This is a genomic window from Clostridium yunnanense, from assembly GCF_016595795.1.
GTDB classification, from domain to species: Bacteria; Bacillota; Clostridia; order Clostridiales; family Clostridiaceae; genus Clostridium_AR; species Clostridium_AR yunnanense.
The window spans coordinates 109,461-135,270 of record NZ_JAENHN010000046.1; the positions used below are offsets into that span (position 1 = coordinate 109,461).

A 25,810-nucleotide genomic window follows, 5' to 3' on the forward strand; every position below is an offset into this window, starting at 1 on the left:
TATTCCTCCACTAATTTATATTTAAAATTAAAGATTCTTAGTAAAATAATATCGCTTTCCTGTCACGGGATAGTTTTCTACTGCAAACACTTCTTTGTACCCATATTTTTTATAAAATTCAGGTGCCTGAAAACTAAAGGTATCTAAGAATACATACTTACAGCCTCTCTCTCTTGCTGTTTTTTCTGCCTGCTTTAAAATTTCACTTCCTATATTCTGACCTCTTAACTCTTCACTCACCCACAAATATTTCACGGACAACCAGTTTCCATGAGTATCTCCAATGAGCCCTGCAACCTTTTTACCTGCTTCATTCTGTAAATAAATTCCTAAGTCCTTTGGGTTCTTATCTTCAATTCTCGCCAAATTGTATTCTAGTAATCCTTGAAAAATATCATCTTTATCTTGCTCATTAACTTTATCAGTAATTTCAAAATTCATTTTTGCTCTATCCCCCTTTGTATGTCATTTATCCTTGTTATTATAACATATTTTGTAAACATACCATTAGTTTGTATATACTTTTTCAATATATTTGCTTATTTGTATCCAAATGTTGTAGTAATTCTAACTATGGATATTGCTTTAAAATAAATTGTAAAAACGCCTTCCCTTAAATTCACATCAAAGGAGGGCGCTTAATATTATGCTCTTCTTACACTTTAAACTTACCATTACTAACTTAAAAGTTAATGTGCTAATACCTCATATCCATCACTTGTAACCAATACCATGATTTTCTCTTGAGCTGAAGGCTGCCCATCTGCCGTATAAAAAGTCCAACCATTCTTCTCATCTAAAAATATTTCATCCGTCTCTGATGATATCCCGTGACACACCTCTTCGGAAACCCTTCATACCCAAGTTGTGCCTGTATAGCACCAAACTCCATTGTTTTTTCATACACAAGTCTATTAATTTCCTCTGTAGTCATACCTTCCTTTTTTGAATGCCTTATTAAATATTGTATACCTAAAATCACTGAACCTTCAATTGATGTTATATTGTCAAAGGTGTTGATTCCGTTAGATTTAGAATATTGGCATATCAACACCTGATATTACTTTAACTTTGTTTTCATATGCATATTCTGAGTGGAGGATTGTGGACTTGCTTCTATTTGTAATAAAGTAATCTGTTTTTCTAAACATAGCCCTTTCATTTTCTTTATTTTCTATACAAATACTAACACTACATATAGGGTTTTCAGTTACTAATTGTTCAGCTATAAATTTATTAAGCAAATGGATTGCCTCTGTATTGTTATTTGCAAATTCTTCATCAATATATAAAATTAATAAATGGTCAGCCTTTAATTTAAATTTTTTTATAAATTCCCTAATTACTCTCTGCCAAATAGCATATGGCTCAGTAAAATCCATGAAAAATAGATATGTGTTGTCCATCTTCTGCATTTGAATATCTTTTACTTTTTTCTTATTCTCTAATGCTTCATAATAAAACTTATTGCAAAAGGCAACTACATCTTCACTTTTGAAAAACTCGTTATTTTCTATAATCTTATCACTGCTCCAATTCCACCATTGAATAGTAAGAAGCTTATCTATTATCTCTTCACTAAATCTATATTTTATTATCTTTGCAGGGTTTCCTCCTACTATTGCATAGGGTGGCACATCTTTAACAACATGTGAGTTAGATGCCACAATCGCTCCATTATGAATTGTTACTCCGGCCATAACAGTTACATTATGACCTAACCATACATCATTTTGAATTAATATTTGTCCCTTTTCTCTATAACTACTGTCATAGTTATACTCATTATTTTCTTTAAATAACTTTGACACTCCTGTGGCCAAATTAAGATAATCATGTCCTAGCCCCATAGTAAAATCTGAACAGTGTGCAATTGAAACAAATTGACCTACTTGTAAATTATGGATAGCGTATCCTTCCGATATGGTAAAGTCAGCTCCACTAGTAATTTTTCCACCTACTATATAAGACTCTCTACCAACACAGGCAATAGGGAATTTATCTCCAATACCAAGATTAATATAGTATATATTAGTTTCAGGATTTGTTGTAAAAGGTACTGAGAAATCAAGAATCATGTTTTATCTCCCCTTCATTTATATTAAATGCCATTATACAAGCTTTTTTACTGTTATTTTATAGATAAACAACAACTAACTAGAATAACTTATAACTATAATACTTATTATTATGTCATAAGCATCAATTTGTTTCAGAGGTTTCTGATTCTAAGTAGTACATTTTTAATTATAATAGATTAAAATAAATCTACAAATTACACACCAAATATTTGTAATTCTTCAAATTTATACTGTATAATTATAGATAAAGTTTTTCATTTTATTGTGAGTTTTTACATTGAATTTTAAAGGAGAATTACAGCTATGGATAGACATTTTACTGTTTCGGTTTTTATTGTTCATAAAGATAAAGTATTATTACACTTACATAAAAAGGCGAAAAAAATACTTCCTCTAGGTGGTCATGTAGAAGCTAATGAACTACCTGAAGAAGCATGTATTCGTGAAGCATTTGAAGAATCTGGCTTGGAAATCACCCTATATGGTCCAGCAAATAAAGAACTAAAGGAATCTTGTGAATTAGTAAGTGAAAAGCTCTTAATAAATCCTATGTACACAATTTTTGGTGAGATAGCCCCAGGACATTGCCATATAGACTTTGTTTATTATGGAACTGCTAAAGCTTACGAGACAAGCCCCGCTGATGGTGAATCTAATTTACTTCATTGGTACACTAAAGAAGACTTAAAAAATGCTGACAATATTCAAGCAAATATCTTAACACTAGCTACTGAGGCATTAGAATTATTAGGTGAAAGATAGATATAAGTCATTATGTATTATTTTCTTTTTACATAATAATCACTATAAGGAAAGTTGTTGTTTTCTAATTTATCAAAGTTACTATTTTCCAAGGCTAAAACTCTTTCCCCATCGTCTTTAGTTGCTTTAATGATGATATCTTTAATATCAAAGTCTGTATAAAAATTATCAGAAACTACTCTTAAAATTTCAGATAAAACTATTTCATTTTCAAGAGATGAAATAATGTCTATTCTTAATATACCAGTCTGACAATTACCATCGCAAAATCTTGTTGTATTAGGAACCGGTGCTATTTCCATAGTACCTACTATCTTATTTGTGTGCTTATGATTAATACTCCATCTTATATAAAATCTGTCGTCAAATTCTTGCTCCCATCCTTTAATCCCCTTTATTACAGCATCAATATTACGTGTATCCCATATACCGCCACAATTATCATTATTCATACGGTTTTTAGTAATCGGATCAGAATAGCACTCAAATAAGTCTATTGCGTCTTCCTCTTTAACTTTTGTAAATATTAAATTATTACTTTCATAAACTGGACACTTATCAAATGGATTAATACTACACATTAATAGATCCCCCATCTTTCTATATATAACTTCCATATAATTATATAGCATATTGTTATTTAGTTTCAATTTTTTGTAATAACTGTACGTAAGTTACTTGATGACACTAAAAGAATAGTCTTTGATAATGCTGTGAAACAAGGAATATTTAGTTTGGATGAACGTAATAAATTAAAATGCTTGAAAAAGAAAATAAGGAGCTTAGAGAACAACTTAAAATTAATTACGCAGATATTTACAGACAATTATGCTTTATAAAAATTATGGTATAATCAAATATATAATTTAAGGTACAATTGTAAATTAATACAATAAAACCGTTATATGATATATCGCGAAAAGCCGCGGTTATCCGAGCCGCAGATTAAAATAGGAGGATAATATTGATGAGATTAAAAGATATAAAACTTTGGGAAAAAAATGTTCCTGATGCCGACTTATTTTCTACTATTGGGGACTTGAATAACGAAGGGTTACCTACCCTGACCCCTTATTTATTAAAAGGGGAGAAACCCCGCGCTGCAATTATTGTTTGCCCTGGTGGATCATTTCAATTTAGAGCGTCAAGTGAAGGAGAACCAATTGCAAAATGGCTAAATCAAATAGGAATAAATGCTTTTGTTTTAAATTATCGGGTTGCTCCTTTTACTCCATTTACGTCAACCAAAGATGCAGTCCGAGCGGTTAGGTATATTCGGTATCATGCCATAGAATTTAATATTGATCCGGAACGAATCGGCATGATAGGATTTTCAGCTGGCGGTTATCTCACCTCTTTTGTAGGAACTCATTTTGATAATGGAATTATAGAACCGGATAGTCGAGATGCCCAAATTATGTCGATGCTTTTGGGAGAACCAGATTTTAACGATCCGATTGATCAAACGAGTTCTAAACTTAATGCGATGATTTTATGTTATGCTGAGACATCCCCCTTTTCTAAGGAAAAATTGCCCCCAGATTCTCTATTAACAAAAGATATTACAGTGGATGAATTTATAGACTTTACCTCAAATCATAAACATGTTACAGCGAAGACACCACCGACTTTTCTATGGATTACAGCCACCGATCACTGGAATTTTCAGCGCCAAAACTTACTTTTTGCTCAAGCTCTAAATGAGCTAAATCTACCATTTGATTTACATATATTCTCCAAAGGTCCCCATGGTTTAGGATTAGGTGAGGATGAACCTACGGTAGCAATCTGGACAAAAATTTGTGAAAATTGGCTTCAAGGATTATAATATTACGTTTTTTGATTCCATTGTTGTAATCTCAGTATGGAATGATGTGTTTTTATCCATACCGTATTAATCAAAAAACTGCATTATTCATAATTGAATTCTGCAGTTTTTTTGTGTCTCAATATGAAAAAAAGACGACGTAACTTGTGAAATTTAAGATACGAACAGTGCTCTCTGAAAACCGAATAATGCAGTGAAAAAATATTTTTAAACCCCTTTCGGTCTACGCTTTTAATAGAGTCAATTGGTATAACATGGTATAATTAATGGTGATTAATACAGAATGGTAGAAAAAATGCGAATGATGCAAAAGGTAATGTTAATAGCTGAAACATTTTTGTAAGAATTATAACTGATGGTTACGGAGGTCATGATAAATGTACAAGACAATAAATAATCTACTTCATTTTTTTACTATCATAGTTTACATCGGATTTGGAATGCCCATCATGGGCTTGCTAAAAGATAGAGGTAGAGGAGTCACGGACTCTCTTTTTCATTACAATAAAACTATCTATTTAAAGTCTTCATTAATTGGAATAGTTATCGCAATACTATCCATAGCTATTTGTATTGTCTTGAAAAAGAAAATTAAGCAAATGGACTGTGAAATAAAGTCGTTACCTCCTTATAATGCACCTGTGGTTAAATATCAGCTATATAAAAGTAGTATATATTCAGTTGTCTTTAGTATAGATGGTAAAAAGTATCAACATAAATTTAAAGCAATAGGAGTTAAAAAAGTTTATGACTTTAACAAAGGGTCTTACGTAAGATATAGGAATTATAAAGATGAAATTATCCCCGAAACATTCTATTTAGCAATTCCTAAGTATGAGAAAGGTATTAAAAACAAGTGGGCTTATTTAAGCGAAAATCAATAGGCAAAACAATATTGAGTCACATTCTTCTATTATTACGAACCACCCCCAGCAAATTTATTGCTGGGGTTTTTAATACAACATACTATACATATATAATATATTGAAAGTAATATTTTTTGAAAGTTTTAAAAAAATTACTCTTGATAAACATATAGTTATCTATATATTCCTTCCCGGAAACATCAAGTTCTTTTCTATTTCATTAAACCCAAAAGATTTATAAAGACTTACTGCAGGCTTGTTTAACTCCCACACCTCAAGCTTTGTTTGGCTTAATCCATTTACTAAAAAATAATTAAAGATATAATTAAGTATAACTTTTGCTATACCTTTTCCACGTGCCTCTGGAAGAACATATATAGTTTCTATATAGCCAAAAGTATCATCTTGAAAAATTGTACACCCACCACATCTTTTGCCTTGTACTAAAAAGTATAAGCTCTTAAAACAAGCTCTTTTACTTTGTTCTATAAAACCATCCATATCTACTGGTGATATAAATATCTCGTCGTACATTTTCTTATAATCAACAAGCTCTTCTTCAACTTCTAAGTTCACATCTACTATCTCAACTTCTTTAGGCAGTGTATACTTAAAACCATCATCAATACTTGCTTCCATTATGATACTATAATCTTCTTCAAAGCCATTTTTAATATAGAAATTCATATTTTCCATATTGTACTGAAAACCAGAGTATATTCTCGCATTTAAATCAGGCCTTTCCTCACGAAGCTCCTTTGCTCTAAGAAAAACTTTATCGAATAGCAATTGTTTAACTTCAGCTTCTAAAGACTTGTCCATATTTTCTGCTAAATTTATATCCATAAAAATAAGATAAGGTATTTCCTCAATCTGTCTATGATTCGTATTAGGGTATACATAGGAGCTACCTAAATAATTTCCATCATCCTTAAACGCTATAAAAATATTATCCTTACTATTACCATACTGATCTTCCATTGGATTTTTTATCTCAATACCCATATTTTCTTCTCCTTTTATCTTCTTTCTACAGGAATCCATACCTCACAGGTATACTGATTATATTCACTGTCATCCCAAAAATACTTTTCTATATATGCTCCCTCAACTTCTTTAAAGCCTGACTTTGGAAACCATTCTAAATATATTCTCTTCCACAAATCACTTATGGCAAGTCTATTTAAGCTGTCTCCCTTACCATCAAAAACAGCAAAAGTATAGGAAGGTATCTCTAACACCTTGTATTCCTTTGGTATATCACGCTCCGGTGCTTCCCACCCCATCATATATTTTCTGCTGCCATCTTCCTTAAAATCATAATGAATTCCGTGTAACATATGCATCTTAGGATATCCTAAAAACTCATTAATTTTTTGATGGGTTCCATCAACCCAAATCTTATCACAGAATTTAGGTATCTCTTCATAAAGCAGATTATCCGCTATGGTGGTTTCAAACTCTACACCAAAAACCTTAAAACTATCCTTTTCAATTATCCTATAATTCAATTCGCAGTTCCCCTTAATTGATATTTGAAATGAAAGTTTAGGAAATGCTTTTAGCCTTATATTACCCTTTTTTATCTTTGAAGGAGTTACTCCGTGCAATCTTTGAAAGGCTTTGGTGAAAGCGTCTATGCTTTCATAGCCATACCTTATAGCTACATCAGTAACCCTTACATCCTTAGAAGTCAATTCTTCTGCAGCAAGAGTAAGCCTTCTATTTCTTATGTATTCACCTATAGTAAATCCAGTTAACGCATGAAACATTCGCTGAAAATGAGACCGTGACAAGTACGCAACCTTTGCTACGTCTTCAATCTCTATAGTTGAATTCAAATTATCTTCAATATAATCAAGTGCGTTATTAAGACTTTTAATTATTTCCAAGTTTTCAACCTCCACTAAAGTATATAAAAATGTCTAACTTTATTCTCGACTTTTTGTGCTTTGTTTTGTCCATTTTAATTATCACTTTACCTTAATCAAACTAATTCCTATTATACTATTTTTTGTAATCAATTGTATTTAGCAATAAACATCTATTTTATTTCTCCATTTAATTCTATAGTAAAATATTCTTTACTTTTTATAATTTCATATGTGGCTAATAAACCATCTGAATCATCATGTATTGCTATCTTCTTAATTAATCCAGTATGTGATAACATATTTACAATATCTGTTACTTTATCTGTAGAATAGTTTGCTAAATGTTGTAATCTTTCAAGCCACGTTTCATTATAATTTTTTTTATTTTTAATTAGGTTAAAATACTGATATGAATTGATATTTGAATGAATTGTAATATCTTTAGGTTCAATACAGTAAGGTATTATTACTTCAGGAGCTCTAAACATACCATTTTTATATTCATCAATATGCACTGCTGAATTATCATAGTATGAAACTAATTCTTTATATAAAGGTAGGTTTGCAACCTGTTCTCTTGTCCCAACAAAATTAACAAATGCTGATGAAATAATATCCATATTTGCAACAATGCAATCTTTAGGTGTAACTTTTATTCGTAAACATACATACTCTTTATCATTCAAATATCCCATCTTATCATGCTCTGGTATAAGCCAAGCATATATCGCCTTTTCTCGTATTATACTATTCAGTTTATTAAATTTTGAAACAACCATTAATCCTTGTTCCAAGATTATTGGAACATTTTCTCTTTTTGTAAAATGATATACATAAGTCAATTGATACCCCTCCTTGAATTCAATACGCTAACTGTCTTTGTTCTATCCATACCACACAAAACGCAAACCTGCGCCCTTGATATACCTATTTTCCTCTTGCCCTACTGTCCTTAAATCCTCTATATCCTTTTTTACTGACTCTATCGTTGTCATAATAAGACCTCCGTAATCATTTGGCTTGAAGCCACTTCCTCATTATGGTACAATAGCCACAAAATAGTTAAATTTATGAAATTGAGAGGTCTTTTTTATGGTTGATGCAAATATTTTAATTGAAAGTAACGATCTAGTTGAGAACTCAACAGTTGTAATGGTTAGTACAAATGGTGAAGACGGTTATACTAAGATAAAAGCTATGATGAGATTAAAACATGATGGTTTAAAGAAGTTTTGGCTTAGCACCAATACCTCAACCAGGATGGTAGAAAGATTAAAAAGCGATAATAAAACAAGCCTATATTTTGTTGATAATGAAAGATTTGCAGGTCTTATGCTTACAGGAACAATTGAAATACTACAAGACAGAGCTACGAAGGAAATGTTATGGTCTGATGGTTGCGAGGTTTACTATCCACTTGGAATAGATGATCCAGACTATACTGTATTGCGCTTTACCTCTAAATCCGCCAACTATTATCGCCATCTAAAAAATGTAACCTTTCAAGTATAGACAAACTACTTCAGTCATTAAACTCCTAGGATAAATTCTAATAATAAGTATATCTATAACTCACCCTTTATACGCTTCATAACTCCATTTTCCATAAGATCATGCATCAGTAAGACTAACTCTTCTGCACGTAATACTTTATCTTCCCTGAACCAATAGCTCATTATACCTATCATAGCTGAAAGCACAAACTCTAATATAAAATCAAATTCTATAGGATTTATATTAGACTTTTCAAGAAATGCTTGCTTAATCACAGGCTTAGTGGATTTTTTTAACTTGCTTGCAAATGCAGGATCACCCTTATCTCCAAGTAGCACAGAGTAATATTTACTGTTTTTCTCATAAAGAGTCATGAACATATCAAGTGGCATTTCCATATCTTGATTTTTAATAGAAATCGGAGGTAGTCCGTGAATATCTGGTATGAGAGAATCTTCAAGCTTCTCAAGTACATCATAAACATCCGTAAAATACTCATAAAAAGTCCCTCTATTATAACCAGCCTTCTCTGCTATTTCCTTTACAGTTATCTTCTCAATTCTCTTTTCGCAATATAGTGCCCAAAACGCATCAAGTAGGTTCTGCTTGGTCTGAGCAGTTATCTCCGGTTTCTTTTTCATATTCTCACTCCTGTTCTGTTCTAAAGATGAACAACTTCAGTCCGAAATGTATTTTCAAAACTCCTCTGGATTCTGAGAGGAGAATTTGAAAATATAAATTCAATTATGAAGTGGTTCATCTATTCATTCTAATCCAAATCCGACATTTACGATATGTTTGTTGGTTGATGAATGATTGAAGCACATTTATACTGTGAATATACAGTAAGTTGTCGGATAATTCAAGGAGGAATAATATATGATTACAATACTTTGCTCAGGCTCAAGAGGAGATTTTCAACCCTACATTGCTCTAGCACAGGAGTTAAAAGAACTGGGAAAAGCTGTTCGTATTACTGGCATGAAAGAATTTGAAAGCTTTGTTAAAAGCTATAACATAGATTTTTATCCTATACAGGCAGATTTTAAATCCCTTAATGTAGACGAAAATATGCTTAAGGAAGCTCAATCAGCTGATAACCCATTGAAGATGCTTCTAACCTTCAACAAAATGAAAAAATATGGTCTAGATATAGCTAATGAATTCTATGCTGCCTGTGAAGGAAGTGAACTAATTATTTATCATCCTGGCTGCACCATAGGTTACTTTGCTGCTGAAAGACTTGGTATACCTGCTATCTTGGCTTCTCCATTCCCAATTCACAAAACTAAGGAGCAGACCTCTGTAATTCAGTATGGGAGAGTGAAATCTACTCCATTTAAAAATATAATCAGCTACCATATGCTTCAAGGGATGCTGTGGCTTGCATCAAATAATTCTGTAAAATATTTATGGAAGAAAGAATTTAACGGCCTTCCAAAAAACTTTGGCAAACCTTATGAACGCCATACAAACAAAAGACAACCAGCGGTTATATCCTGCAGCAACTTTGTATTTAAAAGACCAAGTGACTGGAATGAAAATATACACCAATATGGATATTGGTTTGTAAAGGAACCAACTGACTATATACCATCAAAAGAACTATCTGACTTTTTAAGTTCTGGCGAAAAACCTATTTACATTGGATTCGGAAGCGTATTTCATAAAGATCAAAAAGAAACTCTTTCAAAACTGATTATAGAAGCTCTTTCAAAAACAAATAAACGTGGAATAATCTGCGGAATGGGCAAGATTGATAATCTTCCAAGTAATGTAATAGCTGTAGACAGCCTACCTCACACTTGGCTTTTTGATAAAGTGGCGGCAGTATGTCATCACGGAGGGGCAGGAACTACCTCTGCAGGTTTTAAAGCTGGTGTTCCAAGCATAATTGTACCTTTTGCCAATGATCAACATGCCTGGGCTCATAGAGCCTATGATCTTAAAGTTGCTTCAAAGCCTATTCCTATAAAAGAACTAACCTCAGATAATCTTGCTGAAGCCATTAACTATGCTCTTCAAGATAAAATTGTTCAAAATGCAAAAAAATTAGCTCTAGACATATCTAGTGAAAATGGAGCTAGAGATTGTGCAAAGGTTATTGTAGATAGTATAAGTTTGTAATTTTATTAAATAGAACTGGATTATCTATTTCGATGAACTGATAAACTACTTACATTTTATAAAACAGCCTTAAGCAAGGTCATCGCTTAGGGCTGTTTTAGTGATTACTTTTAGAGTATGTATTTACCTTTAACTTATTGCTCATATATTCAATTATAGTTAAAACATCCAATCATTTCATTCATTATTCACAAAGATTTGTTACATAACAATAGCGTAAAACCTGTTTTTTCAATCAATATGATAATTACATTAACTCATTACTGTTATTTAGTGTATTATTTATGAGTTATCTTGAGTTTTAATAACATAATAGCACCATATCGTGTTAAATGAATTGATATGACAAATTATAGAATTTGCTATATTTTTACACTTAATATATTATCTAACTTGTCCCACATGGTTAATAAACAAAAGAAAGCCATATTAAAAAGTGAAAAATCATGTTACTCGAGCAACATGCCTAGCTGGATATATTACTTGAAAAATAGAAATCAATGTAATATAAATCTATAATTTTGGGAGGAATTTTCTTATGAATAAAAAAATATTAAGTTTAACTATTTCAGGAGTCCTTGCATTAACTTCATTACCAGCAACAAGCGCATTAGCAGCAACTTTAGATACTACAAATAAAATATCCAGTAATTTTTCAACTGCTAGCACTTCTTATACACAGCTAGACTCAGCATATTTTGTAAGTGCAAAAATATATGCAAGTAAAAGTACTTCTTCTAAAGTAGTTGCAACAATTTCACATTCAACTTTACCTATTTACGATTGTGGTAGTAGCAAATTTTATGCAGTAAAAGACATCCCTGGAACATCAGGCTGGTGTTATGTTAAAATTTCTGATGTAGATCATATTGTCCCATAAGAAGTATCTTTTCTTAAGATAAACTTAATAAAGAGCTAGTAAAACATAATTGTTTTACTAGCTCTTTTGCTTATTTTAATAAATTATAGATTAATCCAGTTCTATCTATATATCTTCTCTTAATGATTCATAGAGAAACCAATATATATTTAAGCAATTACGCTACACTATAAATCTTTACATCTGGGTCAGCACTCCATAGTGGCTTAAGGCCAACGAAGACATCATTTTGGAACATATCACTGGATAAATAAGCCTTGGCTTCTTCTACGCTATCAAAGCCGTGGAGTACTTGAACGTCCTCATCACGAATTAATAGTTCTTTTGTTAGAGCTCCTTCAATTGTTTCTAAAAAAGGTCCTCGATAATCGCTATAAATCTTTGCAGCTGCTGCACGGTTTACCTCTTCTATTTTCATTGTGATTTCTAAATAAGCATTTACTTTCATGGTATTACCTCCAATTTTGTTATGTGACTCTTTCTTTTTACTTGAGCCTGGTATAATTATATTTCAGTCACTCTAAGAGAAAAAGATATCAGCAAATTTATGAGTTACTAATAAATTTCATAGTTACTTGTTAATATACAAATATCCTTCTATAATAATCTTACTTTACCAAAAACAATACAAGCTTATCAATTTCATATTGAACCTATTTTTGCTGTATTGTGCTTTTGATATCATAAGGGGATGAGTTAATTGTATCAACATAAAATGGAAGGGGACATACGCTGTCCACTTGAGTATGGTCTTGAAATTTTCGGTGGGAAATGGAAATCTCGAATCATATGTGTTTTAGCTGAAAAAGGGACTTTACGATATAGCTTACTTCGAAAAGAAATGAGTAATATCACTGATGCTGTTTTAGCATCTACTCTTAAGGAGCTCACTGCGGATGATATCGTTCAAAGAAAGTCCTTCGATGAGATTCCTCCTCGTGTTGAATATTGCCTCACCGAGAAGGGAACTTCTGTAATTCCTATCTTACAGAGTATTTGCAGATGGTCTGGAGCCTATCACAAGGAAGATAATGAAAATACAATGGCACAATGTAGAAAATGCGACTATAAACAAGGAAACGGAGGAACTTCTTAAATGATGATTACTTATACTGAGGAAAAAAAGTTTACCAAAGAAGAAGTACAACAATTATTTTTATCTGTTGGATGGCTATCTGGACAGTATCCAAGCCGACTATATAAGGCCTTAAAAAATTCTTCTACAGTTTTAACTGCTTGGGATGAAGACAAACTAGTTGGTCTCGTAAGAGTACTAGATGATAGTGAAATGGTAGCATACATGCATTATGTTTTGGTACATCCTGATTATCAAGGTCAGAAGATTGCTGGAACAATGATTGAAATGATTAAAGAAAAATATAAAGAGTATCTATATCTTGAAATAATGCCTGAAGAAAGAAAAAATGCAGCCTTCTATGAAAAGTTCGGCTTCAAGATCATGACAGATGGAGTAGCAATGCAACTTTGCAACTTTAATAATAAGTGCTAATTAGTTCATAAAACTTCACATGTTTGTGTTAAAGGTATATTAATGTACCAATTCATTTTGTAAATAACACCTATAATCAAAATAACCCTTTTAGTTCTCTTTATAACTAAAAGGGTTATTTTGATTAATTTTCGGACACACTTTTAATAAGCACTTTACTAATTCTCTTTCTATCACATTTTAACACTATAAACTCGTAATTCTCATAAACAACCTTATCATTAACTTGTGGGTAAGATGTTAACTGAGAGTAAATCCATCCTCCAACGGTATCAATATTCTCTGATTCAATAGAGGTATTTAATAATTCATTTATATCATCAAGAATAATTTTGCCATCTACAATGTAATTATTATCTTCAGTTTTAGTGATTTCCTCAACTTCATCATCAAACTCATCTTGAATCTCGCCAACGATTTCCTCTAAGATATCCTCATTTGTTACAAGTCCAGAGGTTCCACCGTATTCATCTATAATTATAGCCATCTGCGCTTTTTCTTTCTTAAATACCTTTAGTAACTCACTGATTGACATAGACTCAGGAACAAACTTAATCTCCCTAATAATATCTTCTATATTTTCATTACTTCCTTCTATTTTCAGCCTATACAAATCCTTAATGTGAATAAATCCAATTACATTATCTTTACTTTTTCTACATACCGGATATCTAGTTAACTGTTCCTTAAGTGCATATGCTATTATTTCCTCAAAAGAATCCTCAAGAAAAATGCATGCCATATCAGTACGAGGTATCATTATATCTTTTACGGTTGTTTCTGAAAAGTCAAATATATTATCTACAAAGGTTAATTCAGTTTTATCTATTAAACCGTGGTTATAGCTCTCCGCAACCAATATCTTTATTTCTTCATCGGTATGAGCTGCTTCATGTTCGTCAACTTGGGAAATTCCAAATATCTTTAATACCAAGTTTGTACTATGGTTGAAAAGCCACATTATTGGATAGGATATTCTATAAAACATTATAAGCGGTAAAGCTGTGTACATGGCTACCTTCTCTGCACTTATAATTGCAAGTGATTTAGGCGCCAACTCTCCAAGTACTATATGAAAGCCAGTTATAATTGCAAATCCTAACACAAAAGAAATCGAGTGTATAGCACTTTCTGGTAGATGAAATAAATGAAATAACGGCATTAACATATCTGCAACAGTAGGCTCTCCTACCCAGCCTAAACCTAAAGAAGCTAAAGTGATACCTAACTGACAAGCTGATAAGTATGAATTTAGATCCTTAACAACCGTTAAGGTATGCTTTGCGTTTCTATCCCCTTCAAGCACCAAGGTTTCTATCCTAGACTTTCTGACTTTTACCATTGCAAATTCTGTTGCAACAAAAAAAGCATTCATAAATACAAGTAATAATACAATAGCAACATTTATTAAAATAATCATAAATAAGTAAATCCTCCTCAAGTCATACGTAACGTGTTCTTATTTATATACTTTTCTATATTAAGATATTGATGTACCAATTCATAATAAAGCTCATTATTTTTAAATTCTCTCACCAAAAACCGTGAGAGTTTTAAAAATGTATTTCGGTTTTAAGTGTTACATCTAGATTTAGCTTATATTATATCATATTTATGTAATGCTTTTGCATAAAGTAAATCGATAATTGTAAATAAACAAAGTTTTATGTCAAACAACTGTATATTTTCTTTAATTCTTTTGGGTTTGATGATTCAGGAATAATAACACCCCTTTGTACATGAAAAAGTCCAGTTGTAGCACTTTTCTTAAATAAAACAAAAAAATGTCAACATCTTTATATTGTTGACATTTTTAACTACTATAATGAATATTTTCTATATTTAATTAACATTATTTAAAACAGATAAATCACGTATATCCTAAAGTTATTTTTTAAATTCTTTAACAGGTTATGCTTATTCTATTGTTACTTCTATCCTTTTTAATTTTTCTTGCACTTCGAAAAATTTTTCTGCTAGTTCATCATACTTATCATCTAAATATTTTCTTACTGCTTCATCTTCCGTTTTCCCCTTTTCTTCCATCAACTTATCCATATCACTCATTATCGAAAAAAACTCCATAGCTATAATATATGCTGATCCAGCATTTGATATAAAATCTGCTATCATATCTCTTGTCCCCTTTTTTATGATATTTTTAATATGTTCTATCAACTTATTTAATTTACAGCTTGTATTATCTTGAGAGTTTTAGTGGAGCAAGCTTCCAGCATGAATCTTATTTGACAACTTCATATACAAGTCCAATCTATCTAGAAATACTATTCGTTAGCTTTAAAATTAGATATTATCTACTTCATCTTTAGAGGATTCACTCCCGATGCCACACACCCTCCATCGCAAAGTATATCTGTTCCTGTTAAATAGCTTGCCTTATCGCTTACACAAAAAGCCAATAAGTTTGCAATCTCTTCTACATCTCCATAGCGCTTTATTGCACAGTGTTCTATGAAGCCATCAGTATCTTCTTTTTCTAGTTCTGCCATCGGTGTCTTAAAAGACCCCGGAGTTATTGAGAGTACTCGAATTCCCTTTTGTCCAAACTTTGCAGCATCAGTTTTGGCGTACCAGATAACAAAGTTTTTAGAAATACTATATGCCACTCCTGATCTTTGTTTTTTGGGAAAAAGATTTACTCTTGCCATCATCTTTTTCATAAAGATCTCTTTATCGATTCTACTGTACTTATACCCACTCACTGGCATAATAATTTTTGGTGTAAGATATGCTGACATAGATGATACATCTATAATACAGGATCCTTCCTCCATAACATTATAAAAAGCCTCATTCATATTTATAGTACCTATAGCATTGGCTTCCATAATTGTTCTTGCTTCACCCATATGAGGTGACATACCAGCGGCATGTATAACTGAAGAAACAGTTCCTACCTCTTTTGCATGCTCAGCTAATTTATCCACAGAAGTACGATCCGATATGTCGCAGGCAAAAGCTTCCGCTTCAATTCCTTCCGTTTCTAATTCCTTTAATGCACTTTCAAGCTTTTTTACTGTTCTTCCTACAATAATGATATGATTTTCTTTTCCTAATATCTTAGCAGTAGCAAGCCCAATTCCACTTCCACCACCGGTTATTACGCATACTTTCTTCATTAAATACTCCTACCTATCTTTCTCAATCAATTCCTGTAATCTTGTGCTAGATTTACTAATTTGTTTAACTACTCCATAAATATCCTCTATATTAGCATTCTGCTCTTCTGTAGTTGCAAGCATTTCTTCTGTTGCTGCGGAATGCTCTTCAGATATCATTGCAATATTTTCTGATTGTTGCCTTATTTGTTTAAATATTAAGCTTATATTCTCTGTCATCTTTAGTTCGTCTGATATATATTCATCAATATTTTTGAAGGATGATTTAATTCTCTCAAAGCCTTCATTTACCTCATTGGTTAATGCTTGTCCTTCTATTACCGCAATACTTCCATTATTGACTTTCTCCAATACTAATAAGGTTTTTCCCTTTATTTCATTGATAATCTTATCTATCTGTTTAACTGTACTTGAACTTTGCTCAGCAAGCTTTCTAACTTCATCTGCAACAACTGCAAAGCCTTTTCCAGATTCACCAGCTCTTGCAGCTTCAATTGCAGCGTTTAATGCCAATAAATTAGTCTGTTCAGAAATACCTACTATGCTAGTAAGTAATTTATTTATATCATCCATGCTGTTATTAAGTTCTTGAACAGTTTTTACAGATTCACCTACTGCAACACTTATGACTCCCATATGCTTATCCATGTGATTTATTTTGTTTGATCCTTCAAAAACTGTTTGTACAGTTTCAGTTGAAGTTTCAGCAAGATAATTTGATAAATTATTGATTTCTGTCATCTTTTCATCTGCTTCATTGATTATCTGACTTATATTATTAATACTTTCAGTCTGTTCCACAATACCTTTTGTTATTTCCTTCACCGTAACGGCCATTGAATCACTTATTTTTTTTACTATTTCAACACTTTCATTACAACTGGATATATCATCATTTAGTAAAACGGTGCTATTGTGAACTACTTTTACAGCATCATCTAAGGAGTTTAAGGTCTCCTTTGCTTCTACTTCTTTTTCAGTGGCAATACTTATTAAATCCTTTCCCCACTTACATAAATAAAATAGAATTGTGGTAACAACCCCGATGCAAGCTATCGTAGCAATGAAAATCCATCCTTCAAAGCTTTTGCTTATTAATTGAGTTATTACTAACATAAAATTATAAAAAGTGCCACAGATCAATAGATATACCTTATTTAAATATAATGCTGAAACGCAAAGTCCAATCATTGCTAACATTCCTGCAATATATTGGTTTGATAGAGTAAATAAGGTTGGAAAAATATAACTCATTATTATTATTAAACCTGTGGCGTTTGGAAAAATCTTTTTATATACGAAGATTGAAGACATAAAAACTCCTATGATGCTAACCAAAAGTCTCATAGCACCTATAGTTGTGGGCTGTTTCATAACGCCATATGTAGAGCCTATTAAAAAAATCCATAGTATTGGTACAATTGCTTTACTAACCTTTATTGTATGGTTTAGCATATTATCATTTTTCATTAGTACTTACTCCTCGCATTTTTAGCCAAAAAGTTTAAAATCTAGAATTACTCATATTTCCTAAAATAGTAAGACTTTCTTTTGGATATCTGATTTGAGTTGCTCTATCAACGGCTATAAGACCAAACTTTGGCGTATATCCTAATTGCCATTCAAAGTTATCAAGCAATGACCAGTGCATATATCCGATAACATCAATACCTTCTTCAATACAGTCATATAAGCCTGCTATTGCCTCTTCTATTAGCTCTACTCTATCCTTGTCGTTGCTTGTTGCTATTCCATGTTCAGTTACAATAATAGACTTCTTCCAATGCTTTGCTACAAATCTAATCACTCCAGCTAAGGATAAAGGATAAAATTCATTGCCAACTTCACTTAATCTAGTATTTTCATCTGGTTCAATCTTACCATTTGGTCCAAAAACCTTACGAGTATAATTTTGAACTCCAAAGAAATCATCTTCTTGGATATATGGCAGATAATGAAGAAAATCCTCATCCCACAATTTCTTCACAAGTTCTTCTCCACCTGGTTGTGCCTGATAGTCATAAAGTGACATAGTTAGTCCTACCTTTATCTCAGGATTGATTTCCTTTATGACTTCTCTTGCTTTTTCATGGCACTTCATTATGATTAAATCACCGTGCTCAGTTCTAGGATCATGAAAAGTGTGTAGTTTTCTTGGATCTATTCCAAAGGCTTCTCCAGCAGCTCTATAATATTTCTCCATTGAGCTTTGACTATCAACATTGATTCCAACTTGAACATCTGCATTTGCTGATTGAACCTTGGTTGCTTTAGCCATCTTAGCTTGATACTCTTTCATAATTCTAGCAATTTGTACCCCCATATTTGCTTCATTAATGGTACAAATATATGGCATTAGTTCTCCTAGTTCTGAAACAACATATTTACAGTATCTACCGAAATACTCAACGGTAGTTTCACTTTCCCATCCACCTTCTGAAATCAGCCATCTTGGTGATGAAAAATGGTGTAAGGTTACAATAGGTGTTACTCCATTGTCATGGCAGAAATTTATCATATCTCTATAATGTTCAATCTCATTCTTATCAAAGTTACCTTTCGATGGTTCAATTCTTGCCCACTCTAATGAAAATCTGTATGAGTTTAAGCCTGCATCTGCAAGTATCTTGATGTCTTCTTTGTATCTATTATAATGATCAACAGCATCTAGAGATTTTTCTTTATATAATGATCCTGGTATATTTTCAAGTACCCAGAAGTCACTGTTTTTATTATTTCCTTCTACTTGGTGAGCTGCAGTAGCTGCCCCGAACATAAACTTTCTATTAAATTTTTTCATATTCAATTCCTCCACAAATATATTGATAATGTTTTACTGTTTTTTGTATAGGTTTACTTTTTGATTGTACCCTCTTATAACTCTCATATTTTTTTAATTTATCTATATTAAGATATTACACTAAACCCTTTTCAACTTCTCGCATTATTTTGCTCTAAATCGTAAATTTCGTACTATAAGTTTTAAACTTTAGTTATTAGTTTGTGTAATAACTCCTATATAGATAACCTATTTGCATTCTATAAGATCTAAATATCATTAAAAATAACTTGTAGTACCTAAAGATAGATTTTGATATTTCTACAAAAAAGTAACTGCTGTGCAAAAATAAATATGTTCAAATTGCGCAGCAGCCAAAGATATATTAAATTATTTTGTTAGCTCTTGTTTGTAACTGGTCTATATATAATTTACTGACAAACTAATCTCATATTGATAAGTCCCTGCTGACACCTGATACATCGATCCATCAGGTAACCTGATTTCTGCCTCCACAGGTGTTTCTACTGTAAACTTAACGCTCTTCTCTTTATCTTCCACTTCATTATTTTCAAAAGACTGTGAAACAAATTCCCATGAAACCTTTATTAATCCTACTCTGGATTCATAAGAACCAGAAACACTTCCTAAACGTTCATCTACTTTTGGACATATAAGCACTTTTTTATACCCTGGAAGTAATGGTTTTATACCAAGAATATATTGATAATAAAATTCTCCCACACTGCCAAAGGCATAATGGTTAAAGGATACCATGTTGTCATTACTCATTTTTTCTTCATTTACTTTTCCATCTGGCATAAGAGCATTCCATCGTTCCCAGGTAGTAGTAGCACCGCATTTTATTTGATACATCCAACCCGGACAACCTTCCTGTAGCAACAGATCATAGGCAAGCTTATTCTCACCTGCCTCCGCTAATATAGGTAAAATATGTTCAGTGCCAAAGAACCCAGTCTGCATTCCATTAATACGAATATGCTCTATCAACTTTGCTAAAACCTTTTCTCTTAGTCCTACCTCTAGAAGCACAAACTTTAAGGCCATGATATAGGCTCCCTGATAGTCATCTGTCATCTTTCCATCTTCTAATATAAAGGCTTTAATATATGCATTTCGAGTTTTCTCTAGCTGGATGCTGTATCTTTCTGCGTCTTCTATCTTTCCAAGACGCTTTGCAGTATCAGATAGCACTTTTAAATCATGTATGATAAATGAGTTAGAAACTGGATTGTTATGCATTGCCATCCACTTTACGTCTTTTCCAAGCATCAGCCAGTCACCTAAATTAGCGCCAAGCCATAAGTTGGCATCTCCCATTTTTCGGATTTCTGCCTCCACAAAAAGCTTCATGCTCTCATATTGGTCTATAAGATGCTTTTCTTCCCCATATTGCCAGTAAAGCATTTCTGGAAGTATAGTTACGGCGTTTCCCCATCCAAGCATATTAAGAAAGCCAATTCCTCCCGGTCCATTTGCCGGAATTGTGGAACCTATATACCCTTCTGTATTATCCATCTGACTATAGCGTATATCTTTAAGAAACTTCTTCCAAAAATCTTCTGTGTCAAAATTATAACTTCCGGTGAGAGCAAATACATGACCATCCCCAGTATAACCCATACGTTCATCACGTTGTGGGCAATCTGTAGGCACTTCAATATAGTTAGATTTCTGTCCCCAAATTTGATTTTCGTATAATTGCTGTACCATTTTATTACTAGATGAGAAATATCCTGTGCGCTTCATATCGCTATAAAGAGCATACGCTGTAATCATTCCATCTACATATTCCGTACCAGAAACCTCTATGTAGCGAAAGCCCATATAAGTAAATTTAGGACGATATTTTTCTGTTTCTCTTCCCTTATGATAAATTATCTCTGCTTTTGCCTTTCTTAAGTTTTCTGTATAAAGGCTGCCATCAGTATTTAATATCTCTCCATGACGTAGCTTTATGGTGTTTCCTTTAATCTTAGATGGATCAATTTCCACAACACCTGCAAAATTCTGTCCAAAGTCCAAAATTATCACATCGCCTTGCTTAGTTACTTTCTTTACAGGCATTTCTTCCTGAATTTTTACTGTAAGGATTGTTTCTTCTATTACCTCTGGAAGTTTCCCTTCATATTTTATAGGTGTTCCAATTGCCTTTTCTATCCCCTTCAGATTTCCGTCTCCATTATAAACTTCCCCATCATAAAACCCTGCATACTCATATGGAGAGTCTACCTCAACAACCTGGGCTTCATCAGAGGTATAGGTCAATACACTTCCATCCTCATGTTCTATCTGAAGTATCCAGGAAACAGCAGCTTGATCTCCATAAATCTGCACTTTATTATCAAAGGTAAACCTACCACAATACCACCCCTGTCCTAAGTATACACGTAACTGACTTTCACCTGACACCAACAGTTCTGTCACATCGTATGTCTGATACTGCAAATCTCTATGATAATAGGTAAAACCAGGTGCAAACATCTGATTTCCTACTTTTTTACCATTTATCTGCGCTTCGTAGATACCAAGTGCAGTAATGAATAATGTTGCTTTTCTGATATTTTTTACGTTTATCTGCTGTCTGAAAACACTGACAGCACCTTCTTTATATTCCTTTTGGGATTTAATAAAATGCCCTCTTAATTCCTCCATGTTTACCTCCTGGTATTTTTACTTTCTAGCTCTATAGATATATCCCTTCGTAATTAAATCTATTATTTAAAATTCTCTTACCAGAACTTGTGAGAGTTTTTAAAATAGGTTTCTGTTCGAACGGGTACATCTTTAAACATATTTATTTAAAAAATCTGCACTTACTTGAAATGATTTTATTGGTGATTTATCTACCCAATTCTTGTGACTTTCAAGAATAATAGCTTCTACTCCATACTTTTTTGCAGTTTCAATCATAGCTATCAGATTCATATTTCCATATCCTAATTCCATACTATCAGACTTCAAAATGGAGCCTGTCTTTCCAGTTCTTCTTGTCCCTCTATCATTAATGTGATAAAGCCTCATCCTTTCACCAAGAGTTTCCATTAAATCCAGGGCATCAACTCCTGCTTCAGTGGGCCAGTATGAATCAAATTCAAAGTTCACATATCTCGGATCTGTATTTTCTATAATCAAATCATAAGCAGTTTTTTCAGGTTCTATCTTACGAAATTCGCAATTGTGGTTGTGGTAGAGAAAATGTATCCCACCTGCTTCAAGCAGTTTCCCTCCATAGTTTAATTTGTCTATAAGTTCTAAAACTGCTTTTTTATCTGAATAATCGAAATGATGCATTCCTGTCACTACAACATATTCTGTACCAAAAGCTTTTGCTTCATCAATGATTTCCTGTGTTCTGTTTAAAATACTACCTAAATCCTCATGAACACTGACAACTTTTAAATTTGATTCTGCCATTAACCTTTTCCACTCAAGATTTCCGCTACGTCCCATAGGCATTCCTGCCATTCTAGTAAGCATACGAACAACCATTGGCATCTTCTTTATCATAAATCCATTGAGTTCTATGCCGTTATATCCTGATTTTTCTACTAGCTGCAAGGTGTCACGAGCTTTTTTCTCCGTTCCTAAAACTGTCCGAAGCTGAAATTGTTGCACCGCCTTTATGGTCATACTCTTCGACTCTCCATTCTATTTTTTATGGTTTTCTATTGCAAAACCTGTGTTGTCCAGCCTTCTGTTATACCTGATTCATTAAAGGCATCCACTCTTACATAATATTTTTGTCCCTTTACAAGAGCACCAACTCGCTTCTCTGTGTCAAAAATCATGTAATTATGATAAAGCTTATCTGGTTCATGTCCCCATAAAATATTGTACCCAACTGCACCGTTATCCTTAATAGTAACATCCATGTCTATATCACTTACTCTTACTGCACTAAACTCAGGTGCTGCCGGCTTCTCACTATTACCAATGCCAAAAACTCTAAGCCCGGAAATGCACGGCTTCTGATTATAAGGAATTTCAAGTATTGTAAGTTTTAGAAAACGTAACTTTATGCCATTGTCCTTAACTGCTAGATCATGTGGTAGATTAGTATCCACTTTTGACTTATCCTCTAATGTAAAATACTCTTTTCCATCTAAAGATCCTTCTAGAATCCAGCGTGTTACTTGATCTACCTCTTCAATATACCTCGCTTGAGTAGTACCTCGTATCTCACCTGGAATTGGAATTTCTATCTTGTCATCTGCAAAGTTAATCTGTACAGCTCTTACATCATACTCTTTTCCTAAATCCATCTGTAGCCACTGTCCAGGCTGAGAAGAATCCGCTCTCCACCAAGTCTGAACGTTTTCATCTGCAGCTCTTTCTGGTTCCTTTCCTTCTTCATAAGAAGACGCTGTCATTGCCTTGTTATAGCTTAGGAGATACCACTCTGGATTTCTCCAAGGATCTAACTTTCCTTGTTCAACTCTCAAAGGCCAATCACCATATCTTTGATTGCAGAATAATTCTCCGTCAGAATCAAAACCAGCAGGCCATATTCCAACCCTACGCTCAAACTGATGGTTTACACTTATACGCATTGTAGCTGAATGCCATAGGTTATCAAACCAATCTCTCATAGTAGACCCATGTCCAGCTCCTGGCAAAAAACCACCTGGTTTATAAGAATATGGATTGTTTTTTGCTAAAACAAAAGGCCCAAGTGGGTTATCTGATACATATACACCATCTGCATAAACATTGTACTGCGCACCATTGCAAGCATATTGTAGATAATACTTTCCTTGATACTTATCCATCCAAGCCCCTTCAATATATGGAGCATTGCTTAGAAAACCTTTTAATAAAGGTAGTAGTTCAGGGGAAATAGTATCTTCTTTAATTTCTTTGGATTTTAAGAAACCTTGAAAACGCATCTCCAATTCTTCTCCAGATACTGGCATGATGTTGTTATCTTCACCTATACGCTCATACCCCTTGGTATAGACATCTCCGTAAATCAAACCTTTTTTTTCTCCAATTGGTTTTAGGCTCACTAGATCAAGTTCCACACCCCAAAGTGGTGTTGTGTTGGTACACCCCCAATAGAAGTAGAGTCTTCCATCATCGTCCAAAAACATATTAGGATCCCAGAAACTAAAAGTTCCTGGTATTTCCTCATATGGCCCATTTAGAATATCCTTTGTACGGTAGTAATTACAATTTTCTTCTCTTTTAGAAGCACAGAAATATACATAATCTCCTATAACTCTAGCATCTGGTGCATAATCATAAAGTGGTAAGTTCTCTGGTAACTTGTGGTTTTCCCAGTGTACCATATCTTCAGACACCCATACCCCTAACGTCATTGAAGCAAAAATATAATATTTTCCCTTATAGAAAATCATAGATGGGTCAGCAGCCTCTCTAGCTACCTCTATAACTCCATGGCTCTGCATACTCTTATTAAACTGATAACGATAATCTATATTTAAAGGATTACAATAATATTGTTTCATTTCCTAGCACCTCCTTTATTTATATAAAAGTCAATGAAACGATCTTCTACAGTGTGTTTTTTGCGCATCTGCCTTTCCGAATATATATGAGAAAAACCTGGCAGGCGGCATAATTTTAATCACTATTTACTTAATATTTCCGGATGCTTCCACATAGTTACATTTTTAGCTCCTGCTGATAATCCACCATCTACTGGAATTACAGCTCCATTAATATATCTAGCCATATCAGATGCAAGGAATAGTGCCAAATATGCACATTCTTCTGCCTTTCCCATTCTTCCACTTGGACAATCATTTATAAAATATTGCTTTGCCTGTTCTGGTGCTCCATCGAAAATAGGTGTTTCAGTATAACCAGGACAAATTGCATTCACAGTTACATTGTATGGTGCATAATCAAGAGCAGCAGATTGAGTAAGCCCAACAACACCAAACTTAGTTGCTGTGTATAATGCCTGTCCACGTTGAGGCATAATTCCTGCTATTGATGCAACATTAATGATAAACCCATTTTCTGCTTTACTTTTAAATATTTCTTCTGCCGCATATTTTACTCCTGCAAATACACCTTTTAAATTAAGGTTAAATATCTTATCACAGTCTTCTAGTGAGTATTCATGAAGTGGATTGCCACCCATTCCTATACCAGCATCATTTACAATCCCGTCTAATCTCCCATAATACTCAACAGTAAATTCTACAAGAGCCTTGATATCTTCTGCTTTGCTGCAATCTGTGCGAAGAAATACTGCGTCACCTCCTGACTTCCTTATGGAATCTGCCACTTCCTCTCCACGGATAGGATCTCTATTTGCACAAACTACTTTCATACCATGTTCAGCATAACATCTGGCAATTGCTTCACCAATTCCTTTACTTGCACCTGTAACAATTGCTACTTTCCCATTTACACTACTAAAATCTAACATCTCATTACCTCCATTTATTTTTAGTTTCCCTCTTTATCAAACTAT

Annotated in this window: 25 protein-coding genes and 1 pseudogene; 8 read left to right on the top strand and 18 right to left on the bottom strand. The window is 33.1% G+C overall.

Annotated elements, in window-relative coordinates; genetic code table 11:
• Nucleotides 1–27 precede the first annotated feature (27 nt).
• The 3 genes and pseudogenes from JHL18_RS16760 to JHL18_RS16770 form a co-directional block, all read right to left on the bottom strand.
• Entirely contained in the window at nucleotides 28–441 is a 414-nt protein-coding gene (locus JHL18_RS16760; RefSeq protein WP_200271299.1) for a GNAT family N-acetyltransferase, read from the bottom strand.
• Between the two features lie 248 nt (nucleotides 442–689).
• Nucleotides 690–827 (bottom strand): annotated as a pseudogene (locus tag JHL18_RS26625) (methionine aminopeptidase); the annotation flags it as partial.
• 204 nt (nucleotides 828–1,031) lie between these two features.
• The gene (locus tag JHL18_RS16770; RefSeq protein ID WP_200271305.1) at nucleotides 1,032–2,078 is read right to left on the bottom strand and encodes a CatB-related O-acetyltransferase; all 1,047 of its coding nucleotides are present in this window, start codon (nucleotides 2,076–2,078) and stop codon (nucleotides 1,032–1,034) included.
• A 306-nt stretch (nucleotides 2,079–2,384) separates the two neighbouring features.
• Between JHL18_RS16770 and JHL18_RS16775 the strand changes: the two genes are divergently transcribed.
• Entirely contained in the window at nucleotides 2,385–2,843 is a 459-nt protein-coding gene (locus tag JHL18_RS16775; protein ID WP_200271308.1) for an NUDIX hydrolase, read from the top strand.
• Nucleotides 2,844–2,860: 17 nt separating this feature from the next.
• Here the strand turns inward: JHL18_RS16775 and JHL18_RS16780 are convergent, their stop codons facing one another.
• Nucleotides 2,861–3,424 (bottom strand): GNAT family N-acetyltransferase, encoded by a 564-nt coding sequence (locus JHL18_RS16780; RefSeq protein WP_200271313.1) that lies wholly within the window; start codon nucleotides 3,422–3,424, stop codon nucleotides 2,861–2,863.
• 386 nt (nucleotides 3,425–3,810) lie between these two features.
• Here JHL18_RS16780 and JHL18_RS16785 point away from each other — a divergent pair, with 386 nt between their 5' ends.
• Both JHL18_RS16785 and JHL18_RS16790 read left to right on the top strand, forming a co-directional pair.
• Nucleotides 3,811–4,671: an alpha/beta hydrolase gene (locus JHL18_RS16785; RefSeq protein ID WP_200271316.1), complete on the top strand. Its 861-nt coding sequence runs from the start codon at nucleotides 3,811–3,813 to the stop codon at nucleotides 4,669–4,671.
• A 377-nt stretch (nucleotides 4,672–5,048) separates the two neighbouring features.
• Nucleotides 5,049–5,555: a hypothetical protein gene (locus tag JHL18_RS16790; RefSeq protein WP_200271319.1), complete on the top strand. Its 507-nt coding sequence runs from the start codon at nucleotides 5,049–5,051 to the stop codon at nucleotides 5,553–5,555.
• A 159-nt stretch (nucleotides 5,556–5,714) separates the two neighbouring features.
• On the opposite strand, the gene JHL18_RS16795 is transcribed toward JHL18_RS16790, so the two are convergent.
• The 3 genes from JHL18_RS16795 to JHL18_RS16805 form a co-directional block, all read right to left on the bottom strand.
• Nucleotides 5,715–6,542, bottom strand: a complete 828-nt coding sequence (locus JHL18_RS16795) for a GNAT family N-acetyltransferase (protein WP_200271321.1) — start codon at nucleotides 6,540–6,542, stop codon at nucleotides 5,715–5,717.
• A gap of 14 nt (nucleotides 6,543–6,556) precedes the next feature.
• Entirely contained in the window at nucleotides 6,557–7,429 is an 873-nt protein-coding gene (locus tag JHL18_RS16800; RefSeq protein ID WP_200271323.1) for an AraC family transcriptional regulator, read from the bottom strand.
• A 152-nt stretch (nucleotides 7,430–7,581) separates the two neighbouring features.
• On the bottom strand, nucleotides 7,582–8,253 hold the full coding sequence (locus JHL18_RS16805) for a hypothetical protein (protein ID WP_200271325.1): 672 nt from the start codon (nucleotides 8,251–8,253) through the stop codon (nucleotides 7,582–7,584).
• A gap of 250 nt (nucleotides 8,254–8,503) precedes the next feature.
• Here JHL18_RS16805 and JHL18_RS16810 point away from each other — a divergent pair, with 250 nt between their 5' ends.
• Nucleotides 8,504–8,923: a pyridoxamine 5'-phosphate oxidase family protein gene (locus JHL18_RS16810; protein WP_200271327.1), complete on the top strand. Its 420-nt coding sequence runs from the start codon at nucleotides 8,504–8,506 to the stop codon at nucleotides 8,921–8,923.
• Nucleotides 8,924–8,976: 53 nt separating this feature from the next.
• On the opposite strand, the gene JHL18_RS16815 is transcribed toward JHL18_RS16810, so the two are convergent.
• Nucleotides 8,977–9,546: a TetR/AcrR family transcriptional regulator gene (locus JHL18_RS16815; protein WP_200271329.1), complete on the bottom strand. Its 570-nt coding sequence runs from the start codon at nucleotides 9,544–9,546 to the stop codon at nucleotides 8,977–8,979.
• A gap of 238 nt (nucleotides 9,547–9,784) precedes the next feature.
• Here JHL18_RS16815 and JHL18_RS16820 point away from each other — a divergent pair, with 238 nt between their 5' ends.
• Complete coding sequence (locus JHL18_RS16820; RefSeq protein ID WP_200271330.1) at nucleotides 9,785–11,032, top strand: glycosyltransferase; 1,248 nt, start codon at nucleotides 9,785–9,787, stop codon at nucleotides 11,030–11,032.
• A gap of 538 nt (nucleotides 11,033–11,570) precedes the next feature.
• Complete coding sequence (locus JHL18_RS16825; protein WP_200271332.1) at nucleotides 11,571–11,912, top strand: hypothetical protein; 342 nt, start codon at nucleotides 11,571–11,573, stop codon at nucleotides 11,910–11,912.
• Nucleotides 11,913–12,069: 157 nt separating this feature from the next.
• Here JHL18_RS16825 and JHL18_RS16830 read toward each other — a convergent pair whose 3' ends face one another.
• Entirely contained in the window at nucleotides 12,070–12,360 is a 291-nt protein-coding gene (locus JHL18_RS16830) for a hypothetical protein (protein WP_200271335.1), read from the bottom strand.
• Nucleotides 12,361–12,612: 252 nt separating this feature from the next.
• Here JHL18_RS16830 and JHL18_RS16835 point away from each other — a divergent pair, with 252 nt between their 5' ends.
• Together JHL18_RS16835 and JHL18_RS16840 are read left to right on the top strand one after the other, a co-directional pair.
• Nucleotides 12,613–13,008: a winged helix-turn-helix transcriptional regulator gene (locus JHL18_RS16835; protein WP_200271338.1), complete on the top strand. Its 396-nt coding sequence runs from the start codon at nucleotides 12,613–12,615 to the stop codon at nucleotides 13,006–13,008.
• A complete protein-coding gene (locus JHL18_RS16840) occupies nucleotides 13,009–13,422 on the top strand; it encodes a GNAT family N-acetyltransferase (RefSeq protein ID WP_200271341.1) in 414 nt (137 codons plus the stop codon). It abuts the gene before it with no gap.
• Nucleotides 13,423–13,546: 124 nt separating this feature from the next.
• On the opposite strand, the gene JHL18_RS16845 is transcribed toward JHL18_RS16840, so the two are convergent.
• The 9 genes from JHL18_RS16845 to JHL18_RS16885 all read right to left on the bottom strand — a co-directional run bounded on the left by JHL18_RS16845 (nucleotide 13,547) and on the right by JHL18_RS16885 (nucleotide 25,765).
• Entirely contained in the window at nucleotides 13,547–14,842 is a 1,296-nt protein-coding gene (locus JHL18_RS16845; RefSeq protein WP_200271344.1) for a hemolysin family protein, read from the bottom strand.
• A 497-nt stretch (nucleotides 14,843–15,339) separates the two neighbouring features.
• The gene (locus JHL18_RS16850; RefSeq protein ID WP_200271347.1) at nucleotides 15,340–15,555 is read right to left on the bottom strand and encodes a hypothetical protein; all 216 of its coding nucleotides are present in this window, start codon (nucleotides 15,553–15,555) and stop codon (nucleotides 15,340–15,342) included.
• Between the two features lie 182 nt (nucleotides 15,556–15,737).
• Nucleotides 15,738–16,562, bottom strand: a complete 825-nt coding sequence (locus JHL18_RS16855; RefSeq protein WP_200271350.1) for an SDR family NAD(P)-dependent oxidoreductase — start codon at nucleotides 16,560–16,562, stop codon at nucleotides 15,738–15,740.
• Between the two features lie 9 nt (nucleotides 16,563–16,571).
• Complete coding sequence (locus JHL18_RS16860; RefSeq protein WP_200271353.1) at nucleotides 16,572–18,032, bottom strand: methyl-accepting chemotaxis protein; 1,461 nt, start codon at nucleotides 18,030–18,032, stop codon at nucleotides 16,572–16,574.
• Nucleotides 18,033–18,066: 34 nt separating this feature from the next.
• The gene (locus JHL18_RS16865) at nucleotides 18,067–19,362 is read right to left on the bottom strand and encodes a glycoside hydrolase family 1 protein (protein WP_200271356.1); all 1,296 of its coding nucleotides are present in this window, start codon (nucleotides 19,360–19,362) and stop codon (nucleotides 18,067–18,069) included.
• A 399-nt stretch (nucleotides 19,363–19,761) separates the two neighbouring features.
• Entirely contained in the window at nucleotides 19,762–22,017 is a 2,256-nt protein-coding gene (locus tag JHL18_RS16870; protein WP_200271358.1) for an alpha-L-rhamnosidase, read from the bottom strand.
• A gap of 132 nt (nucleotides 22,018–22,149) precedes the next feature.
• The gene (locus JHL18_RS16875) at nucleotides 22,150–22,995 is read right to left on the bottom strand and encodes a sugar phosphate isomerase/epimerase family protein (protein ID WP_200271360.1); all 846 of its coding nucleotides are present in this window, start codon (nucleotides 22,993–22,995) and stop codon (nucleotides 22,150–22,152) included.
• Between the two features lie 35 nt (nucleotides 22,996–23,030).
• A complete protein-coding gene (locus tag JHL18_RS16880) occupies nucleotides 23,031–24,833 on the bottom strand; it encodes a family 43 glycosylhydrolase (protein WP_200271362.1) in 1,803 nt (600 codons plus the stop codon).
• Between the two features lie 122 nt (nucleotides 24,834–24,955).
• A complete protein-coding gene (locus JHL18_RS16885; RefSeq protein WP_200271365.1) occupies nucleotides 24,956–25,765 on the bottom strand; it encodes an SDR family NAD(P)-dependent oxidoreductase in 810 nt (269 codons plus the stop codon).
• Nucleotides 25,766–25,810 lie beyond the last annotated feature (45 nt).

Bases quoted from the DNA above. Each gene is read 5' to 3' on its own strand.
- JHL18_RS16840 (WP_200271341.1), top strand. From the start codon at position 13,009: ATGATGATTACTTATACTGAGGAAAAAAAGTTTACCAAAGAAGAAGTA.
- JHL18_RS16845 (WP_200271344.1), bottom strand. From the start codon at position 14,842: ATGATTATTTTAATAAATGTTGCTATTGTATTATTACTTGTATTTATG.
- JHL18_RS16780 (WP_200271313.1), bottom strand. From the start codon at position 3,424: ATGTGTAGTATTAATCCATTTGATAAGTGTCCAGTTTATGAAAGTAAT.
- JHL18_RS16770 (WP_200271305.1), bottom strand. From the start codon at position 2,078: ATGATTCTTGATTTCTCAGTACCTTTTACAACAAATCCTGAAACTAAT.
- JHL18_RS16790 (WP_200271319.1), top strand. From the start codon at position 5,049: ATGTACAAGACAATAAATAATCTACTTCATTTTTTTACTATCATAGTT.
- JHL18_RS16850 (WP_200271347.1), bottom strand. From the start codon at position 15,555: ATGATAGCAGATTTTATATCAAATGCTGGATCAGCATATATTATAGCT.
- JHL18_RS16820 (WP_200271330.1), top strand. From the start codon at position 9,785: ATGATTACAATACTTTGCTCAGGCTCAAGAGGAGATTTTCAACCCTAC.
- JHL18_RS16885 (WP_200271365.1), bottom strand. From the start codon at position 25,765: ATGTTAGATTTTAGTAGTGTAAATGGGAAAGTAGCAATTGTTACAGGT.
- JHL18_RS16875 (WP_200271360.1), bottom strand. From the start codon at position 22,995: ATGACCATAAAGGCGGTGCAACAATTTCAGCTTCGGACAGTTTTAGGA.
- JHL18_RS16855 (WP_200271350.1), bottom strand. From the start codon at position 16,562: ATGAAGAAAGTATGCGTAATAACCGGTGGTGGAAGTGGAATTGGGCTT.
- JHL18_RS16880 (WP_200271362.1), bottom strand. From the start codon at position 24,833: ATGAAACAATATTATTGTAATCCTTTAAATATAGATTATCGTTATCAG.
- JHL18_RS16775 (WP_200271308.1), top strand. From the start codon at position 2,385: ATGGATAGACATTTTACTGTTTCGGTTTTTATTGTTCATAAAGATAAA.
- JHL18_RS16825 (WP_200271332.1), top strand. From the start codon at position 11,571: ATGAATAAAAAAATATTAAGTTTAACTATTTCAGGAGTCCTTGCATTA.
- JHL18_RS16785 (WP_200271316.1), top strand. From the start codon at position 3,811: ATGAGATTAAAAGATATAAAACTTTGGGAAAAAAATGTTCCTGATGCC.
- JHL18_RS16810 (WP_200271327.1), top strand. From the start codon at position 8,504: ATGGTTGATGCAAATATTTTAATTGAAAGTAACGATCTAGTTGAGAAC.
- JHL18_RS16865 (WP_200271356.1), bottom strand. From the start codon at position 19,362: ATGAAAAAATTTAATAGAAAGTTTATGTTCGGGGCAGCTACTGCAGCT.
- JHL18_RS16760 (WP_200271299.1), bottom strand. From the start codon at position 441: ATGAATTTTGAAATTACTGATAAAGTTAATGAGCAAGATAAAGATGAT.
- JHL18_RS16860 (WP_200271353.1), bottom strand. From the start codon at position 18,032: ATGAAAAATGATAATATGCTAAACCATACAATAAAGGTTAGTAAAGCA.
- JHL18_RS16870 (WP_200271358.1), bottom strand. From the start codon at position 22,017: ATGGAGGAATTAAGAGGGCATTTTATTAAATCCCAAAAGGAATATAAA.
- JHL18_RS16795 (WP_200271321.1), bottom strand. From the start codon at position 6,542: ATGGGTATTGAGATAAAAAATCCAATGGAAGATCAGTATGGTAATAGT.
- JHL18_RS16830 (WP_200271335.1), bottom strand. From the start codon at position 12,360: ATGAAAGTAAATGCTTATTTAGAAATCACAATGAAAATAGAAGAGGTA.
- JHL18_RS16815 (WP_200271329.1), bottom strand. From the start codon at position 9,546: ATGAAAAAGAAACCGGAGATAACTGCTCAGACCAAGCAGAACCTACTT.